The organism is Bacillus sp. AR13-1 (assembly GCF_008042285.1).
GTDB classification, from domain to species: domain Bacteria; phylum Bacillota; class Bacilli; order Bacillales; family Bacillaceae_G; genus Bacillus_A; species Bacillus_A mycoides.
Window position 1 is genome coordinate 13,989 of record NZ_QNUA01000040.1, and the last position, 20,313, is coordinate 34,301.

Below are 20,313 nucleotides of genomic sequence, written 5' to 3' on the forward strand. Positions count from 1 at the left end.
GAAAAAAACCAGCATAAAAGCTGGTTAAAAGTCGAAATAATTCCTTTTTAATAAACGTGGTCTTCCCATCAACTCTTCGTATGTTAGTTGTTTTGGCAAATCTTTCGTATAAATTAAAAACAACTGATCTTCAATTTCTTTTACAGTATGGTCTGCTTGATAGTCCATTCCACATGAGGAACAAGTAATACATGGTGTCTCTTGGATTTCAATGGCTTTCGTACCATCTGGTAATTCCCAATATACAGTATTCAAGCTTTCTTTCGCTTCTGTACTGTCACACCACATACAATTCATACTACGTCACCCTCATTTTTTTTGTCATCATCTAACTTTGCTATTTGTGCTTGATATTTTTTATCTTTTAATTGATCACGCTTATCACGTTTATCTTTTAAAGAAGCATGCGTTTCATTGACTTCATAATCTTTGCGGCGATTCATACGTTGTAAATCATCTGGAACAAGATTAAATTTCTTATCACTCATCAATCCTGCAACGCCGATATCAGAACGTTTCTCTTCATAAGTCGGATAAATTTCTTTAAAGTAGCCTTCTGCTCTTCCTGGGATATAGTTTTCTGGTTCTGGATACGTTGTAATAACCCCTTCAAAGTTACGAAGAACAACTTTATCCGCACTTTGTGAAATTAAATAGTTTGGCTGAAGCGCAATTTTTCCGCCTCCACCCGGTGCATCGACAACGAAAGTTGGTACTGCATAACCAGACGTATGTCCACGTAAGCCTTCAATAATTTCAAGACCTTTCGAAACTGGTGCACGGAAATGACCGATACCTTCTGATAAATCACATTGATAAATGTAATATGGACGAACACGAATTTTCACTAAATCATGCATAAGTTTTTTCATAATTGGAACGCTGTCATTAATTCCAGCTAAAATTACAGCTTGGTTTCCAATTGGAACACCTGCATTTGCAAGCATTTCACATGCTAGTTTCGATTCTTCTGTAATCTCAATAGAAGTGTTAAAATGAGTATTTAACCATACTGGATGGTATTTTTTAATTATGTTACACAGGTTTTCTGTAATACGCTGTGGGAATACAACTGGTGCTCTCGTTCCGATACGAATAATCTCAACATGCGGGATTGCTCGTAAATTCTTTAATACATATTCTAAAATTTTATCATTAATTAGAAGTCCATCACCGCCAGAAATTAAAACGTCACGTACTTGTGGTGTTTCACTAATATAAGCAATCGCATCATCTAATTGCTTTTTCGGTACGCCCATTCCAATTTGTCCACTAAAACGACGACGTGTACAGTAACGACAATACATAGAACATTGATTCGTTACTAAAAATAGTACACGGTCTGGATAACGATGAGTTAATCCTGGAACTGGTGAATCTTCATCTTCATGAAGAGGATCTTCTAAATCATATTTTGTTTTATATAACTCTTCCGAAATCGGTACTGATTGCATCCGAATCGGACAGCGTGGGTCATCAGGATTCATTAGCCAAGCATAGTACGGTGTAATGTTTAACGGGATCGTTTTCGTTGAAATTTTAACGCCTTCTTCTTCGTCAGGTGTTAAGTTAATTACTTTCTTTAAATCATCTAAAGTTTTGATCGTATTCGTTAATTGCCAAACCCAATCATTCCATTGTTCTTCTGTAACATCTTTCCATAATTCAATATCCTTCCAGTGACGATTTGGTTTGTATACATCATGTAACATTGCTATTCCCCCTTTTTATACGCTCATCCTTTATATAAGCAATAATTATGCCAACTTCATATTCTTGATAAGTAAATGCGAGAAATACCCTATTATATAAGAGAATAAATATTTTTAAGTGCTGTACTAAAACGATATTTACTATCATATTCATTACTTGTTATATATGTAAACGCTCTTTTATTGGTGCAAACACACAAAAACCGCCGATTATTCGGCGGTTTTGTCGTACTTGCTCAGTTTATATTGAAGCGTTTGACGAGGAATACCTAACATTTTTGCTGCTTGCAAAATATTCCCTTCCGTTTCAATTAACGCTTGATCTATTAATTCCTTTTCCGTTTGATGAAGAGCTTCCCTAAGCGGTAATATACTTTTCTTCTTCGGAAGTTTCTCTTTCCGAAATGTTCGTGGCAAGCAATTTGCTGTTAACGAATTCCCTTCTGTAATAATGACAGCATGTTCAATCGTATGCTTTAACTCACGAACATTTCCAGGCCATTGATAAGCTTGTAATCTTTCTTTCGCTTCCTTATCAATTTGAAGTACACCTTTTTTATAACTTTTATTATATTCTTTCAAAAAGTAAGACGCTAATAACAGTACATCCTCAGTTCTTTCGCGAAGCGGCGGGATATATAATGAAAATACATTTAATCGATAGTATAAATCAGTGCGAATTTTATTTTCTCTTAAACATACTTCTGGAGGCTGATTCATTGCAGTAATAACGCGAACATCTACTTTTCTCGTCTTATTATCACCAATGCGACGAATAACTCCATCTTCTAATACACGTAGCATTTTTGCTTGTAAATCAAGCGGCATTGAATTCAGTTCATCTAAAAATAATGTCCCTCCATCTACAAGTTCAAATAATCCTGCTCGTTCGATTGCCCCTGTATAACTACCTTTTGTCGTGCCAAACAGCAAACTTTCTAATAGCGACTCTGGCAAAGCTGCACAGTTTTGTGCAATAAACGGCTTATTTTTTCGTTTAGAAGCTTCATGAATCGCTTGCACAAATAGCTCTTTCCCCGTTCCAGTTTCACCATATATTAAAACATTCGCATCGGTTGGCGCTACTTTTTGTGCTAACTCTTTCGTCTGTTTAAAGCGGGAATCATCAGTTACAATTGTCTCGAATGCAACATGCTTTTTCACCGTTTTTTTGCTAGTCGATCGTTTTATTTTCGATTGTAGATCTACAATCGTATCAGTAAGCTTTTGAATAGTAGAATAATCTTTCGCAATTTCTACAGCACCAGCAATATTTCCATCTATTAAAATAGGTAACGTTGTATTGACCGTACAAACGTCTTCCCCATTTAAATTTTGGTAATGTTGAACTTGGTGTACGATTGGTTTTTTTGTATCTAATACTTTCATCAATGTACTTGTTTCTCTGGATAATGACGGGAATGCTTCTAATAAATGCTTTCCTAGCACATTTTCAATTTTAGATCCATCATGTTTTGCAGCAACTGTATTATAAAATATTGTAATCCCATTTTCATCTACTGCATGTATGGCCTCATCTATACTGCCCAAAATCGCTTCAATGACTTCCTGTGTCGAAACTGCTAGCAATGTCATCCCCCCTTTTGCCGAAAATCCAGCAAATTCAACGCCGAATTTTCGGCACCCTCTGTGCGATTATAAGCATGACGATTCCGTTCTATTATTTTGATGAAATGTGTATATATTTTTATTGCTTATTTATGGTTAAGTGAAACTTTAATCAGTGGGGCTTTATTATTAACCCGACTCCCACCTAACTTCTTTGCTTTACAGCCGAATTTTGAGGCGGGAGTCTTACTGCTTTCGAATAGCTGGATAAATCTTTCACCCATATATTCATATCTTCCAACTTATCAAAAATGTAGCAATTATTCGCAAGCCTTCCCGTATATGTATAGCCTAATTGATGAAAGGCTGCATTCATACCGAAAGATAGCGAGCGAGCAATTGTATAAGAACAAAAAATAGATTTTTCTTGGAGCTCTTCCTCCAATTTAATTAACAGACTTTTCATGAAACCATGTTTTCGATATTCAGGTAATGTAGCACAATTCGTTAATTCTGCATTACCTTCTTTCACGTTCATTTCAGCAGATGCTGTACTAATAATTTTCCCCTCGAATTCATAAACATAGTAAATTGTATCGTCTTCCTTCATCGTCTGCTTTACATAATTCCCATCATTTAAAGGTGTCGGATAAACTTCAAATACTTTTCCAAAGACAATTGCTAATTCTTCCGCATCCTCTTCTGTCGCTTTTCTTAACACAAATTCCTCTGGGACTATTTTTTCTTTCACTTCTTTTTCTTTTACACCACTTAAAATAGTATCTTCCTCAGTCCAATGAATACTATTTCGTCTTTCATCATTATGATATTTCACGAAGAAGTGCGCATCGTGCCCTTGAAAATAATGAGGTATTGTTGCTTCCAGTAAGAAACCGAAAGAGAGCCATGTTGAAACATGCTCTCCCTTTCCTTTAATAATACATTTAGTGAAAGAATGTTTCTTTGCTAATTCATCGATTGTTTGTATGATGCTTTCAACATTTCCTGTATAGTGATCAATTCTAATACGTTTATTAAAATAATCTAAAACCCCTTCTACTGTATAATGCTTTGTCTGTTCACTAAAAGATTCATAGTATTTCATTTTTTCACCTCACACCAATCTAGTAATGTACATGCAATTATTTTTGCGGCAGCAATCATTTTATCAACTTCTATATATTCGTTTGGATAGTGTGCTACTTTCGTCTCTCCTGGACCAAATACTATCGTGGGTACGTTAGCTATTTGTGTGAACAAACCTCCATCTGTTCCCCATGGCGAAGCTTCTATAATCGGCTCGTTCCCTTCGATTTCAACAAAGTTATGTTGAAGCGTTGTAATAAGTGGATGATTTTCTTCTAGTTCACCAGGAACCCATCTAGCCCCAAACCATTCTACTTCTACAGGATTTTTTACAAACCAACTATCCACATCTTTTAATTCACCAATCCAGCCCTCAAACTCTTCTTTTGCTGCCTCTATAGTCTCATTCGGCGCAATACCACATCTTCCTTCTAAAATTAATGAATCGGGAACAGAACTTGGCCAGCTTCCCCCTTCAATTTTCCCAACGTTAATTGGAATTGGAATCGGAATCCCCTTAAATAACGGATCTGTAATTCTACCATTTCTCTTCTCTTCTAATTTTCTCAAATGCTCTACAACAAACATACTTTTTTCAATTGCACTTACTCCTTCATAACGTGTACCACCGTGTGCTGCTTTTCCTTTTATATGTAGACGAAACCACATTGATCCTTGTTGTTTCGGAAAAAACTTCATATTCGTCGGCTCAGGAATAATAACGCCATCTGCCTTATATCCTCGTAAAATAGCGGCTAATGTTCCTGCCCCACCGCTCTCTTCTTCTATTACACTTTGAAAATGTATATCACCTTTTAGTTCAATACCAGATTCAATAATCGCTTCCATCGCAAGCATAAGTGAGACATTGCCGCCTTTCATATCTGTTGTTCCACGTCCATATATGCGGTTTCCTATTTTCTCTCCACTATATGGATGATGGTCCCACTGATTTACATCCCCTTCTGGCACGACATCAATATGCCCGTTTAAAATCATAGATTTCCCTTCGCCACTTCCTTTTAAAGTCGCTACAATGTTCGGGCTATCTGTAAAACTTATACGAGGTGATACGAAATAAGGGTGATCTTTCATTTCCTTAAAAGCAGGCTCCCAAATATCAAGATCTAGACCTAACTCACGCAACTTTTCAATAACAATTGCCTGTGCACCACTTTCATCACCAGATACGCTCTTTTCTTGAATTAATCGTGTTAAAAATTTTACACTCTCTTCTTCATGACCCTCAATATAATCACAAACTTGTTTTTTTAATTGCTCCATATATTACAACTCCCCTCATTCAATTACTAGTAAATTTGAGCTTATATGAAAATCAGCTGTCGTATGTCGTTTTACATCTTCTACAGTATATGGACTCATTAATTCTTGTAAGACAAGTCCTCTTTGGGTTACTTCCATGACAGCCATGTCTGTAATAATTAAATCTACACATTTTTTCGAAGTTAATGGCAATGTACATTCCGAAACAATCTTTGCATTTCCGTATTTATCAACATGATTCATCACAACAACGACCCGCTTCGCTTTTTGCGCTAAATCCATCGCTCCTCCAATACCTGGAACGCGTTTTCCTGGTACAATCCAGTTCGCTAAATCACCATTTTCACTTACTTGTAACGAACCAAGTATCGTAACATCAAGTAATCCTTTTCGAATCATGCCAAACGCCATGCAGCTATCAAAATAACTTGCTCCTGTAATAAGAGATGTTGGTAAACCAGCTGCGTTACATAAATTCTCATCTTCATTCCCTTTACTTGGCGTTGGTCCCATACCAACAATACCGTTTTCCGCATGAAACATAACATTCATATCTTCTGGCAAATGATTCGGTACAAGCGATGGAATTCCAATACCTAAATTTACAAGCATACCATTCTGAATTTCTTTCGCTGCACGTCTTGCAATCTTATCTCTTACTTCTACGCCCATACCCATTTCCAATTCACTCCTTCCGATGGCACGATATAATTTACAAATACACCTGGGACGACGATTTCTTCTGGATCTAAACTTCCAAGTGGAACAATTTCTTCTGCTTCTACAATCGTTATGTCACCAGCCATAGCTACGTGTGGATTCATATTACGAGCGCTTTTATCAAATACAAGATTGCCAAACGGATCCGCTTTTTTCGCATATACAATTGCGACTTCAGCCGTTAAAGCTGTTTCAACTAAATATGTCTTTCCATTCATTTCAACTGTACGCTTTCCTTCTTCTACAATCGTATCAACACCAACATCAACTAAAATACCACCAAGCCCTACACCACCAGCGCGAATACGCTCTGCGAGTGTTCCTTGCGGAGAGAATTCAATTTGCAATCTTCCTTCATTTAATTGTCTTCCCGCATTTGGATTTGACCCAATATGAGAAGTAACTAAAGATTTAACCCTTTCATTCGTAACAAGACGACCGATTCCTACATCAGGAAATCCAGTATCATTTCCTATTAAATTTAAATTTGTAATGCCTTTATCTAAAACAGCTTGAATTAAAGATGGAGGTGATCCGATTCCTCCAAATCCCCCAAACATTAATGTCATATCATCATGGAACAAAGAAATTACTTCCTCTATTTCTTTTAATTTACCGAATGTATTTGTAATAGTTGTCATGCGATACTATGCCCTCCTTTTTGCATCATCTCTTCCACGCTCTTTACAAAAATTGAAAGTAATTCATCTAACTCGGAATATGTAGTTGTCATTGGTGGTGCAACAAGCAGTGCACTATCCTCTTTTCCTGCTTGCCCTGAAACAGCTTGGTATAAGAGCAGTCCATTTTTAGCAGCAACTGAAATAAGCTCCGACGCTTTTGTAAACGGTTGCAATTCTATTCCAATTAGCAATCCTTTTCCACGCACATCGGCAATGATTGTCGATTGTTGCTGAACTTTCTGCAAACCTTTTAATAAATACTCTCCCTTTTCTGCTGTTTTTTCAGGTAAATTATGTTTCTCCATATATTCAATAACTGCTAAAGCCGTTGCTGCAGACAATGGATTTGCACTAAGCGTATGCCCGCTCATTACAGAACGTGATCCACGTAAAATCGGCTCCATAACACGGTCACTTACTATTGTCGCTGCCATTGGTGTATAACCCGCTCCTAGCCCCTTACCAAGGGTCATAATATCCGGTTCTACACCCCAGTGCTCCATAGCAAACCATGCACCAGTACGACCAAGTCCAGTCATTACTTCATCCGCAATAAATAATATATCGTAATGACTACAAATATCTTTAATTACTTTATAGTATTCTTTCGGCGGGACAACCGCGCCTCCAGCAGCTCCGATAATCGGTTCAGCAATAAAAGCTGCAATATGTTCTGCACCAATTCGATCAATCGCTCTTTCTAGTTCAGTCGCACAAGAAAGTTGACATGTTGGATATACCTTTTGTACAGGACATCTAAAACAGTATGGAGCTGGAATAGTCGGATAATCTTCCAAAATAGAAACGAAACGTTGTCTGCGCAGTGGATGCCCAGACATAGATAAAGCTCCCATTGTAATCCCGTGATAGCTCATCCACCGTGACAAAATTTTATGTTTCCCTTGAATGCCACGCTCCTGAAAATGCTGAATTGCGATTTTCATAGCTGTTTCATTTGCTTCCGTACCACTATTCACAAAAAAGCTCCAGTTCAAATCTCCTACAGATAAATCACTTAACTTCTTCGCTAATTTTTCAGCTGGTTCACTCGTAAACTGTGATCTATAAACGAAAGCGATCTCCTCTGCCTGTTTTTTAATAACTTCTGCTATCTCTGCTACGCCATGTCCAATACCTGCCGTAATCGCTCCAGACGAACCATCAAAATATTTATTTCCGTTTTGATCATACAAATACACACCTTTTCCATGTGAAATCATCGGATACGGCTGACCAACAAGTGGTTTAATTAAGTAATCGCGCATAGCGCTCCCCCATTTCTCCAATTTGTATATGTATATGAAGAAAATTGACGTTTCTTTCATAAAAAAGAATCCTCTGCAAAAGCAGTGAATTTATCAAAAAACTATTATAAAATATACAAATGACTGCTAAATATTATTTTAAAAACAGAAAATTCAGAACTTAAAATGAAGACCAATCTTACCTATACGCTTAAATACCCCTTCCTGATTTAAGATAACAGCAAATTGAATATTTTTTTAATATAATATCAACTTTCCTCAATTGCTGACATTGTGTAAACTTCGACGGAACTCCCGTTATTCTCCTTCCTATTATCCTACTTTATATTGCATATTTTCAAACAAAATTCGACATTTTACTTCGCCTCATTTATCATAACTATTTCTTAACAAATAGTACCACCTGTTTAGAACAATAAAAAAAGAACCGATTAACCACATTAATCAGTTCGGCACGACGCTCTTTTATCGGTATTACCTTATCCAACGCATCACTAAAATTAATAGAAATACTCATAATACAAATCCATAATTCGTCCCACAGCCTATAGCACCAAATCCTCCATAACTTCATTCCCAATAACTATGGGGATATCCCCATCCCAATGGTTCCACTCCTTCCATCAAAGTCAAACTACCTTTCCTTTATAATTTATGTAGGACAATTATCGATTTGTATGTGTGTTTGCCTATAAATAAAAAAATCCCCATTTTAACTTTTCCTTCTAGAAAGGCAAGTTTTTTGCATAACCTCTTTCTAGCTTCGCATATATTTGTAATGATGATAAAGGAGGAATGTTCATGACTCAATCCGAAATTGAAAAATACGGCCAAGAAGCTGCACGTTACGAACAGCTCGCTCGTTACTATCAATATAGCAATCCTAAAAGATATGTAGAACTCTATATGAAATACTATGATGCAATTACAAAACTTGTACAAGCATATGAAAAGAGAGATTCACAAGAAGCGACTTTACCGTCACATATGAGAATCTTCCACACAGCTCCCCATACACCAGCAGTTGATATTATAATAAACGGACAAAAGGTTATTAAAAATATTTCTTTTAAACAATTCAGTCCGTATTTATCATTAGTGCAAGGTAAATACCGTATTGATATTGTCCCTGTCGGAAACGAAACTCCAATATTTTCGGCATTAGTACCAATAATGGGGAATCACACTTATACCCTTGCAGCGGTCAATAGCGATAATCATCTCCAATTACAACCCATTCTTGATAATACTCATTTACCATCTGGTCAAGCAAAAATACGGTTTGCACATTTTTCACCAGACACTCCAGTTGTAAATGTAAATTTAAAAGATGGGGATCATTTATTTGAAAATGTACTCTTTAAGCAAATAACAGATTTTTTACAAGTTAGCCCTGGTACAGCAGATATTGAAGTTTCACTTGCTGATACAAAAAAAGTACTATTAACCATTCCAAAATTCAACGTTGAACCAAATACAATTTACACAATTTCAATAGTTGGTTATTCAACTGAGGATCCAAAATTAGAGACCGTTATACTTACAAATTAAAACAGTCTACACCATTCGCATGGTGTAGACTGTTTACTTTTGAAACGTAATTTGAAATTCTGTCCAATCGTTATCCGAACGACACAATATGGATCCTTTATGTTTTTCTACAATTTGTTTACATACAAATAGTCCAATACCAGTTCCTAGCTTTTTAGTAGTTACAAATGGCTCAAAAATAGTCTCTACATTGTCTGCTGGAATCATAGGTCCATTATTTTTTATAACAATGCAAACAGCCTGATCCTCTTCAAATACATCAATGATAATTTTTCGCTCTTCTTTCACCGATTCAAGAGCATCAATCGAATTCATTAAAATATTTAAAACTACTTGCTTCACTTCACTCCGGTAACCAACGAGTGGAATAGGATACGGCAAATTCTTTTCAATCAAAACATTTGCATTAACTAAACTTGGATATAAGAATTGTATAATATCTTGAAATAAGTCATTTACCAAAAAACGTTCAGATTCATTCCACATTTCTTTTTTCGATACAAGTAAAAATTGCGAAATCCTAAAATTTAATTGATCTAATTCATGTGAAATAATATCTAAATACGATAGATTAGGGTGATCTGTCTTCAATAACTTTACAAATCCCATAATCGAAGTTAGCGGATTACGAAATTCATGCACAAAACTAGCCGACATTTGCCCTAGAATCGTAAGCCTTTCTTTATGTGTTTCATTTATATATTGCTGTTTTTCTTCTAAATTTCTCGATATAATTTCTGAGTATTTTAAAACGGTATAATAAATTAATTTGTCAAAACAAGTATGTATTTTGGCCATAATCGGTTTCAGTTCACGAGCGCTTACATCCAATTCGCACATTGCTTCAAAAAGTTCATTTCTTCCCACATTTGCATTGTAAACAAAATCTCCAATATTCACATCTGCCCCTGCACGCTCAATGGCAATTTTCTCACATAATGGCTGAAGATAATTAATGTCTTTATCTTCCATAATAAGTTCGATAATTAACTCTAATAAATTCGATCCATTTTGAACTACCTCTTGTTTAAATGGATCTTTTTCGGAAATTATCATTTTGTTTTTCCAGTTCTCTACGAATTGGTGCCTGTTGTTTTTCAAGTGCGAACAAAATACTTCTTTAATATCCTTATCGATTGGAAAAACCTCCATTCCCTCCATTTCCATACGACGAATACCCTTTATATTTTGAATATTAACACAAAAAATACATTTCGTTAATAGATTGTTGTCACATTTTGTTAATTTCTGTTGATAAAATTTATTTTTCCCTTCTTATTTAAATAAGTTTTATTCATATATCCCTTTTCTCTTCTCATTTTTTTAATTATTTTCCTGTTCAAAACTACTTTTTTTTGCATCCTTTTTAATTCTTGCGTACAATAAGAAGTGAAAGGTGTGAAAAATATGGTAAATAAAAATGTGGAAGACTATCTCCAAGAAGGCATATATGGCCAAAAGCAAAACAAACCAGAAGAACGTAATATGTACTTAACTACATTACGTGAGCGTGTAGAAATCGCTTTAACAATCGGTCAAGTAATGCAAAGTAATGTGTATACAGAAGTAACGGGTAACATACGTTCTTCTCAATCATTACAACTATTCCTAAATGGAAGCATTGCTTACCCACATTTATCAAAATACATTAAATTAGCAACTGAAAAAAATATTCATTTTACAATTGTTCAAAATAAAGGTACTGAAACACCAATCGGTTTAGTACTCTCTCATAGCACTGCTGTAGATAAAGAACATATTTATGTCGAAGATGATATTTTCAAACAAGAAATGAAGTAAAAGGTACACTTGATTAAATGAAATCGTTCCGAGAAACGTAAAACAAACAATAAAAAACGAGTATGGAATCGTAAACATTTCCTGCTCGTTTTTTATTGCGGTGTTTAAGCTCGATCTACTTTATTTTTTAATACACACTAATTTCATTTCTGTCATTTCTTCTATTGCATATTTAATCCCTTCACGGCCTGTGCCACTCTCTTTCACACCGCCATAGGGCATATGATCTACTCTGAACGTTGGAATATCATTAATCATGACACCACCGACTTCTAATTCATCAATTGCACGCATTGCCTTACATAGATTGTTTGTAAATACACCTGCTTGTAATCCATAACGTGAATTATTTACTTGTTCTAAAGCCTCATCAAATTCTTTAAATGTATTTACAGTCATAAGTGGACCAAATACTTCTTGGCACTGAACAGATACATAATCTGGAACATTTGTTAATACAGTTGGTTCAAAAATCCTTGCATCACGTTTGTTACCACCGTATACAACATTAGCTCCTTCCTTAACTGCCTCTTCCACCCATGAATTTATACGTTCTACATCTTTTTTTGAAATAAGTGCTGATACATCTGTTTCTTCATGAAGCGGGTCTCCTACTACAACGTTTTCCATTGCTTTCGTTAATTTTGTAATAAACTCTTCCATTTTGCGTTCATGCACAAAAACACGTTGTACTGAAATACAAACTTGTCCATTATTCACAAACGCGCCCCATTTTACACGTTCAATTATTTCGTCTGTCAATTCAACATCTTCATCAATAATTACTGCAGCGTTCGATCCTAATTCTAACGTCACTCGTTTCAACCCGGCTTTTTCCTTAATTCCAATACCTACTTTCGGACTTCCTGTAAAAGTAATACTAGCAACGTTCTCATCTTTTACTAATGCCTCACCTACAACAGATCCAGGTCCAGAAATTATATTGAAAGCTCCCTTTGGTAAACCAGCTTCTTCAAATAATTCTACCAATGCATACGAAGAAAGTGGCGTTTGGTCGGCAGGCTTTAGCACAATAGTATTTCCAGCCGCAATTGCTGGGCCTACCTTATGTGCTACTAAATTAAGTGGAAAATTAAACGGTGTAATAGCACCAATAACCCCGATTGGTTGTCGAATTGTATACGCTATACGGCCACCTGCTCCTGGTGCAGCATCTAATGGTAACGTCTCACCATATATTCGCTTCGCTTCTTCAGCTGCAAACTTATATGTTTGAACAGTGCGATCTACTTCTCCCCGTGCAGCACGAATTGGTTTTGCAGCTTCTTTTGCGATAATCTCTGCAAACTCTTCTCTTCTCTCATCCATTTTTTGTGCAACCTTTTCTAAAATAGTTGCACGGTCGTATGCGGATAATTTTTTCATTTCTTTCATTGCATTTTTGGCCGAAACTATTGCTTCCTTAACGTCATCTTCTGTACCTTGCGCAATCTCCGCTAATGTTTCTTCAGAATATGGTGCATACAATGGTTTATACGTCTCTACTGATTTCCATACCCCATTTATATATAAATGCTTTTTCATAGTGGTTCTCCTTCCGAATATATGTATACAATAATACATTTCATTTATTTCACCTAGTGAAAGGTCTGACTTGTGTAATTGTATCATAGCCCTAATACATCAAAAAACATTTTGCTCAAAAAAACTCTGCTACAAAGCAGAGTTTACGAACTAATTTGTTCTTGGAGCGAAATCTTTTTTTCATCTCCTACAATAACAATCGATTCTGAAGGTTTCGTTACTTCTAATCTCTTAATATAGTGTCCATCTAATTTTTTTACGCAAAATTTATAATTTTCAATCTCAATGGTATCACCCTCGGAAATCTCAATATTTTTTGTTAGGATCCAACCGCCAATCGTATCGACATCATCGTCGTCAATAGTCAAACCTAATAATGCGTTCACTTCACTAACAAGTACTTTTCCCTCTAAAATCGTTTTCGTCTCACTAACTTGTTGGATTTCCGGTTGTTCATCAGTATCGAACTCATCTTGAATATCCCCTACAATTTCTTCTAAAATATCTTCAACGGTTACAAGACCTGATGTACCACCATATTCATCAATTAATATAGCGATATGTGTTCTTTCTCTTTGCATTTTTAAAAATAGATCATGAATCGGGATAGATTCAATAACTAAAATAATTGGCCTAATATATTGCTCCACTGTTTTTTCACTAACAACTCGGTGCTTCACAAAATCTGTAAATATATCTTTAAAATTCACAAAGCCTATTACATGGTCCTTATCACCATCAACAACCGGATACCTCGTATATTTTTCATGAGACATTTTTTGTAAAGCCTCTTCAGCAGGCATTTCTTTATTTAAAATATTCATCTCTGTTCGTGGTACCATTATTTCTTTCGCAATACGATCATCAAATTCAAATATTTTATTCACATACTTATATTCAGATTGATTAATCTCACCATTTTTATAACTTTCTGAAACTAACAACCGCAATTCTTCTTCTGAATGCACTTCATCATGCCCTTTTGGTGGTTTCAACCCAAGAAACTTTGTAATTAACCGAGCTGATCCATTTAAAATCCAAATGAATGGGAATGCAATACGATAAAACAAAATGAGTGGCTTAGCAACAAAGAAACTCACTTGTTCTGCTTTTTGAATCGCAAATGTTTTTGGAGCTAACTCTCCTACTACCACATGGAAAAATGTGATAAACAAAAATACTAAAATTATAGCTAAAATGTCTGCGAGTTGAGTAGGGACGTTCCAATTTGCAAACAACACATCAAACATGTGCTTTAGCGCAGGTTTACCAGACCACCCAATCCCAAGAGCTGTAACAGTTATTCCTAATTGACAAGCTGATAAATATTCGTCTAAGTTTGTAATGATTGTTTTGACAGATATTGCACGATTATTTCCTTTTGCAATTAAATAGTCAATTCGTGAACTCCTCACTTTAACAATTGCAAATTCTGCTGCAACGAAAAATGCCGTTAAGGCAATTAAAACAATCACTATACTTATACTATATATGTCCAAATACTTTTCCTTACTTACAGTGTAAGCAAGGAAGCCACCTCCTACTTAAATTTATTCAAGTGAAGTAAGCATTCTTATACTCTAATAAAATTCTACATTAGTAACCACCTTTTTATATATTATATGCATACATAAAAAAGATATTTATAATTATGATAATCTAATTAGCTTATTATCGTCAAACTATAATAAGCCCAATTTTCCGATAACTAAAAATGATTTATATAAATAGTATGTGCTAAACAGCTGAACTTCGTGAAAAAACACTTTCTTTGCCGATTCCACACTTCTTTTGTCACACCTGAAGGGAACTTGCTACATAACTAGAAATCATTCAACAGGATATATATAGGAGGGATTATTTTGGAATATAAAACACCATTTATCGCAAAGAAATTAGGTGTTAGCCCAAAGGCTGTTGTCCGGATTGCACAACAATTAAATCTTACGATTAAAAAAAATAAATATGGTCATTTTATTTTCACACAAGGTGATTTAGATCTAATGTTAGAATACCATCGCTCTCAAATGGACCAGCCTCAAAACTCTCAAACTACTCAAAAACCATCTTCAAATGATGTAGAAAAATTAAAAACTCAAGTAAACACAATTGTTCAAAACACATCATCGAATGATTTTGAGCAATTAACAGCTCAATTTACCACAATTACGAGAAGACTAGATCGAATGGAAGAACAAATGCAAGATAAAGCAAATGATGTCGTTACATACCAACTTTTACAACATCGCCGCGAAATAGAGGAAATGTTAGAACGAATTCAAAAACTAGAAGCTGCCCTAAAAAAAGAAGAACCAATATACATTACTCCTGATGCAAAACCAACATATGAAAGAGAAAAGAAACCGAAGCGTCGTAAAATGATTTTTAGTATATTTGGACTATAATATTTTAGACCCTTATTCTGAGAATAAGGGTCTACTTTTTGTATGAAAACAGATGCCCGTAATAAGTAACTCTTCTTCATACTATACATATTCATATATTTTCATTTTGTTAACATAATATTTTTACTGTATTCTGCAATAAGTGCCTGCGCATGAGCATTCCCTTGAATAATATCACGGAATTCTTTCAAAGAATACAGATGTGTAGCCCCTTTTCGAGCATGAATTCGCACTGGTACACCTTGTAAAGTATCATGAAACTGGAATGGACTATCTATCGGTTCGATTGGAAAACCGAGTGTAAGTAAATACATATACATTCTTTTTGTAACTGCTGCAATATACCATTCCGCTTTCGTCTCTAACGCATGCATAAATAAAATAGCTGCCAGCCTTTTGAAATGTCCTCTCCCCCGAGACGTTTTCGCAATACTTAACTTTCCTATTTCATACACATTTTTCAAATCTTTCACTAAATCATTTTTAGAAAACGGATAGAAAAACTCAGAATTTGATTGTTCAGGTACTGTAAACTTAATACATTCTACTGTACCAATATGATGTTCATCTTCTATTAATAAAAATCGTGATGGATTTAAATTACGTTCTACAAACATTAAGTTTCTTTCTTCACAAAAATCTCCCCACAGTTGCTCGAACCAAAAATGCTCTTCCTTTGTTTGAACACGCTGGAACATATTTAACCGCCTTTCCCATCGCCGCTCTGTTTTTGATAACGCTTTCACTTACTATCATATAAGAACAAATCTTCGTATGCAACTAAAAATATTTATGTCTTATTATATTCTGCAAAATGAATTAAATTCCTACTTATTAGTCATTCATGCACATGTAAAAACCCTTAATTCCCCATACTATTACAAACATAAAAAGATTCAATTACTCTAATAAAAAATAATAATCACTATCAAGTTCGAACCGTATAATGTGTCTTTCCGTACTGCATATAATTCTTCTTAACCTAAAGAAATCCTTCATTAAAAAGGATTCCTTTTACATTTTATTACTTTTTAACCATTTCTCAAAAATTTGAATCATCCCATGCTTCCCAGCCAACTTCTCTTCTCCTTGTTTCGTTTTATATGGATATAGTTGTAAAAACACTCCACATCCAGATTCAATTTTTTTACTATGCATATGGCTACCTGGATATACACAAACCACTTCATAAATCGCTCTTCGCTTAAAAATTCGTTTACCATCCTGTTCTTCTACATACTTAATAGACCAGTATTTATACATTTGCTCCGTTGCTTTCGTATTACCTACAGGCTGAAAAATATTGTACATAGGACTATATTTCACTTCGATAATAATAGAAGATTTATATACATACTTCTCTTCTTCCTTTACATAACAATCTAAACGAATATCCGGCTTCTTTGTGTCCTCTCCGTTATAAAAATTACTTCCTTTGCTTAGTGCAATAAGAGGGTGTGTTTCAATTAAATCATTAAATGCGACGTGCACTTTTATATCATCTCGATGTAAAATCACTGTCGTTCCATCTTGTAATCCGTCTAAATAAAAATGTTCTTGTATTTGTTCACGGATAGGATTCTTATCTTCAAATCCGATTTGTTCTAATATAGAAATAACGATAAAAAAAGCGTAATACTCATACACTAAAAACGTTGGTTTATATACGAATAATAAAGATGGAGGTTGCTCCGTATGTTGCGGTAACAATTCTAAATGGTGGATTAATTGTTGATGCGGTATAGATAAAGTGTTCGAATTAATGGTAGCTGTTTCAGAAACTTCCCTCCAAAATGGAGAATACAATAAATTTCGAAAGTATTGCACACTTTCATATACGATATGAGCTAATATTTTATATTCTTGTATTTTCACAGAACTTTTCCGTAAATCTGCTTCTTTCAGTAAATGTAGATTTCTATATTTTTGTTTTTCCCTATCCGTCACGGATCCATTTCGTTCAATCGTTTTCATAATTGTTTTAACAGCTTGAAATTCATCTGACTTTTTCTTCTTTTCTCCTTCTAGTATTTCAATAGTTTTACGTACAAAAATTTCTGCTTCAAGTAAATAATAATAGAATTGCATCGTTTTAAATTTAAGAAATGCATTTTCAATACTATTTTTTTGCTCCTTAAATTTACGGTTGTAATATTTCGCATAAAGCTTTCTTTCTGTCATAATGGCAGTTTTTCTCGTTGCCTTCCGCGCTTTCGTTTCCCATTCATATTCGTGTACAAATTCCGCATTCGATTCTACTTTCTTAAAAATTTGTTTTATTCTTTTCATTTTTTGTGGCAACTTTCTTAACAATACCAAATAAGAAGAATCTTCAATATCGCTAAGTGCTGAGAAAGTTTTCTTGTAATAACCTCTATCTAAAATTAACTCGTTTAAAATTGACTTCACATAATCTTGAATCATTTCAAATTGGTCATCAAAAAAGTTTTTAGGAACAACTTGAAACGCACCATAATAAGTTTTATCTTCTATACGCACTTCAAAATGGTATAAGCCACAGCGCCACGGATAAAAAAATTCAGTTTTTCCATGTTCATACACTAATACTCTTTGTTTTTTTTCATTTAATTCATATTGTGACTCTTTTATATTCTTTTGTCCCTCATATACTTTATTCCATATGAATGTAATATCCATTGGATTTTGATAATGGAAATGTAATTTCAGTGGTTTTAATTCCTGTACTTTATAAATACATTGAACTAATGCTGTAGTAGACGTACAAAGCCGGTTTAAAAGGATAAAATCGCCTTTCCCCTCAGTACCAATAATTAGCTTCAATACAAACGGGAGCGTTTCTTTCGTATCGACGATTGCTGTTTCATAACGCTCCTCATTTTGCATAGCCATACAGCTCCAGTTCTCTACGCTTTTGTCTTATATAAGCTAAAGAATGTTCAAATGTAGATACACGATTTGCAAGCGGAGACTGTAAAAGTGGTATCAATGTCGCTCCCCTTTTTGCTTCTTCAGAAAGTAGAGGGCCCACTGTCATTTCTGTCCCCCTTAATTTCGTTAATACACGCTGCTTTATTTGCAAATCAAAACCTTCTTCCCTGCTAATCATATAAGACTGATTATTTTGGAACGGTATATTTTGCAAATACGTAGCGATTGCGCTTGCACATCGGAAAGAAATTCCTTTTGATATATCGTGTGATGATAATACATCATGTAACTTATCCAATAACTCTAATTCCTCTTCAGTATACACTTCGATCATCTCTTTATTCCTAAACCAATTGAGTCGAAATTCTCCCGTTGTTACTTTCAGCGGAGGTTGCTGAACAACTTTCTCATGTTCTATACTCATCTCGCAAAACGGAATTTTTTGTAATGTAATCAAATTTGTTCGATCTAATAATCGATCGGAAAGCTCTTTCGTCGTTTCATCAAAATTTACAGTGCCTACGAAAATAATATTCTCACCAATTTCCACTGAAGGTGGAATTTGATTTTCTATTTCTTGTACTTTCTCATACAAACTCAAAATACGATTTTTCTTTTCAAGTTGAAGAACGGATAGAAACGGAGTAAACCAATGCTCAATATGTGACATGTTCATTTCATCGAACACAATTATATACAATTGATTTGGATTTTCTTTAGCCTTTAACAATGTCCGAACTAACTTCGTTTCACTTTCAATAAAATTACCATTCGGATGAAGGTAACCGAGAATATCATGTGGTTCTTGATACGATGGTGAAATCGGAATCCAAATTAATTCTTCCCCATAACGTAACCCAAGTGATTCTGCATAAGCTTGCACAAAGCGTGATTTCCCAACACCTGGTATACCACCAACAATTGTTAACATATTGGTTTTAATACTAATGTGAAAATTATATATATCTGTATCATCCAAATATAACCCTTTATTACGAACCATACTTTGTACATACTGCAAAAAAGAGGATTCACGCTCATCCCATTCCCAGTCATCCTTTTGCATTTTAATATCTTCTACTTCAACTAACTTACCTTCTTCAGCAATTCGTTTATTTAGTTGGTCATACACATTTTCACTTACAAAATATAAATGATCATCTACTGCTATTTCTACATGTTTCATCCAATCGTTTATTTCAATATATTTGCATTCTTTTCTTTGCTCAAAATATGAAATTGAACTTATTGATGATTTTAACGATAAATTTCCATATAGCCTTCCTTCATGCCACAATAATTCTGGAGGCTCAAAGTCTTTTGGTAATTTAGGCATAAGAAATGATAAATAACCGTTGCTTAACTTCCGTTCCAATGACGCTCTCTTTTTATAATTTGAGACCTTTGGTGAAGGAATCACTTTATATGAAGATGCTATTTCCCGAGGCTCTTCTGTGCATATTAATTCCAGAAATAAATTTCCACGATCATAATAAAGACGAAACATAACCAGTTGCTTTTCTAATTTATGCTTCTTTAAATCAGTAAAGATTTTTTCATTCTTTTTATTACTGCATAATCCTTCAAACAAATATTTTCCAGTCGGAAATAACTCTTGTAAAGTTAAAGGTATTGAAGAAAGACATTGTACAAAGAAATTTTCTCCATTCTTCTCTCCCTCAGCTTTTGCAAACTTCCCAATAAACCTCATATAATACATTCGCTTTATAAAACTTGGATGAAGAGCTTTATGTAATTTCAACGTAGTCACCTTCTTTTTTTC

At 34.7% G+C, this 20,313-nt stretch carries 17 protein-coding genes; 3 read left to right on the plus strand and 14 right to left on the minus strand.

Features of this window, described 5'->3' with window-relative positions; all coding sequences use genetic code 11:
- Window positions 1-24: 24 nt before the first annotated feature.
- The 8 genes from DN408_RS24905 to DN408_RS24940 form a co-directional block, all read right to left on the minus strand.
- Complete coding sequence (locus DN408_RS24905; RefSeq protein ID WP_002085797.1) at window positions 25-297, minus strand: YokU family protein; 273 nt, start codon at window positions 295-297, stop codon at window positions 25-27.
- Window positions 294-1,712 (minus strand): lysine 2,3-aminomutase, encoded by a 1,419-nt coding sequence (kamA, locus tag DN408_RS24910; protein ID WP_002012651.1) that lies wholly within the window; start codon window positions 1,710-1,712, stop codon window positions 294-296. The genes DN408_RS24905 and kamA overlap by 4 nt, the downstream gene beginning before the upstream one ends.
- Before the next feature lie 210 nt (window positions 1,713-1,922).
- Window positions 1,923-3,308 (minus strand): arginine utilization transcriptional regulator RocR, encoded by a 1,386-nt coding sequence (gene rocR, locus DN408_RS24915; protein ID WP_003189045.1) that lies wholly within the window; start codon window positions 3,306-3,308, stop codon window positions 1,923-1,925.
- 178 nt (window positions 3,309-3,486) lie between these two features.
- Window positions 3,487-4,386, minus strand: a complete 900-nt coding sequence (gene ablB / locus DN408_RS24920) for a putative beta-lysine N-acetyltransferase (protein WP_002127248.1) — start codon at window positions 4,384-4,386, stop codon at window positions 3,487-3,489.
- Window positions 4,383-5,651, minus strand: coding sequence for a peptidase (locus tag DN408_RS24925; RefSeq protein WP_002127247.1), 1,269 nt, complete (start codon window positions 5,649-5,651; stop codon window positions 4,383-4,385). The genes ablB and DN408_RS24925 overlap by 4 nt, the downstream gene beginning before the upstream one ends.
- A 15-nt stretch (window positions 5,652-5,666) precedes the next feature.
- The gene (locus tag DN408_RS24930; protein ID WP_002127246.1) at window positions 5,667-6,329 is read right to left on the minus strand and encodes a CoA transferase subunit B; all 663 of its coding nucleotides are present in this window, start codon (window positions 6,327-6,329) and stop codon (window positions 5,667-5,669) included.
- Window positions 6,314-7,012, minus strand: a complete 699-nt coding sequence (gene atoD, locus DN408_RS24935; protein WP_002085805.1) for an acetate CoA-transferase subunit alpha — start codon at window positions 7,010-7,012, stop codon at window positions 6,314-6,316. Before atoD ends, DN408_RS24930 begins: the two co-directional genes overlap by 16 nt.
- Complete coding sequence (locus DN408_RS24940) at window positions 7,009-8,319, minus strand: aspartate aminotransferase family protein (protein WP_002185938.1); 1,311 nt, start codon at window positions 8,317-8,319, stop codon at window positions 7,009-7,011. The genes atoD and DN408_RS24940 overlap by 4 nt, the downstream gene beginning before the upstream one ends.
- Before the next feature lie 801 nt (window positions 8,320-9,120).
- On the opposite strand from DN408_RS24940, the gene DN408_RS24945 reads away from it, so the two are divergent.
- Window positions 9,121-9,870, plus strand: a complete 750-nt coding sequence (locus DN408_RS24945) for a DUF4397 domain-containing protein (protein ID WP_002012659.1) — start codon at window positions 9,121-9,123, stop codon at window positions 9,868-9,870.
- A 33-nt stretch (window positions 9,871-9,903) separates the two neighbouring features.
- On the opposite strand, the gene DN408_RS24950 is transcribed toward DN408_RS24945, so the two are convergent.
- Window positions 9,904-11,037, minus strand: a complete 1,134-nt coding sequence (locus DN408_RS24950) for a BA2291 family sporulation histidine kinase (RefSeq protein WP_370458399.1) — start codon at window positions 11,035-11,037, stop codon at window positions 9,904-9,906.
- A gap of 240 nt (window positions 11,038-11,277) precedes the next feature.
- Here DN408_RS24950 and DN408_RS24955 point away from each other — a divergent pair, with 240 nt between their 5' ends.
- The gene (locus tag DN408_RS24955) at window positions 11,278-11,670 is read left to right on the plus strand and encodes a YueI family protein (protein ID WP_002141658.1); all 393 of its coding nucleotides are present in this window, start codon (window positions 11,278-11,280) and stop codon (window positions 11,668-11,670) included.
- 120 nt (window positions 11,671-11,790) lie between these two features.
- On the opposite strand, the gene DN408_RS24960 is transcribed toward DN408_RS24955, so the two are convergent.
- Window positions 11,791-13,215, minus strand: coding sequence for an aldehyde dehydrogenase family protein (locus DN408_RS24960; protein ID WP_002085816.1), 1,425 nt, complete (start codon window positions 13,213-13,215; stop codon window positions 11,791-11,793).
- Between the two features lie 143 nt (window positions 13,216-13,358).
- Entirely contained in the window at window positions 13,359-14,714 is a 1,356-nt protein-coding gene (locus tag DN408_RS24965; RefSeq protein WP_002127238.1) for a hemolysin family protein, read from the minus strand.
- Window positions 14,715-15,077: 363 nt separating this feature from the next.
- Here DN408_RS24965 and racA point away from each other — a divergent pair, with 363 nt between their 5' ends.
- The gene (gene racA, locus DN408_RS24970; protein ID WP_002012665.1) at window positions 15,078-15,620 is read left to right on the plus strand and encodes a chromosome-anchoring protein RacA; all 543 of its coding nucleotides are present in this window, start codon (window positions 15,078-15,080) and stop codon (window positions 15,618-15,620) included.
- A 101-nt stretch (window positions 15,621-15,721) separates the two neighbouring features.
- Here racA and DN408_RS24975 read toward each other — a convergent pair whose 3' ends face one another.
- The 3 genes from DN408_RS24975 to DN408_RS24985 form a co-directional block, all read right to left on the minus strand.
- The gene (locus DN408_RS24975; protein ID WP_002085820.1) at window positions 15,722-16,318 is read right to left on the minus strand and encodes a hypothetical protein; all 597 of its coding nucleotides are present in this window, start codon (window positions 16,316-16,318) and stop codon (window positions 15,722-15,724) included.
- 316 nt (window positions 16,319-16,634) lie between these two features.
- Window positions 16,635-18,485, minus strand: coding sequence for a hypothetical protein (locus DN408_RS24980; protein WP_002141656.1), 1,851 nt, complete (start codon window positions 18,483-18,485; stop codon window positions 16,635-16,637).
- A complete protein-coding gene (locus DN408_RS24985) occupies window positions 18,475-20,292 on the minus strand; it encodes an AAA family ATPase (protein ID WP_002012669.1) in 1,818 nt (605 codons plus the stop codon). Before DN408_RS24985 ends, DN408_RS24980 begins: the two co-directional genes overlap by 11 nt.
- Window positions 20,293-20,313: the final 21 nt, after the last annotated feature.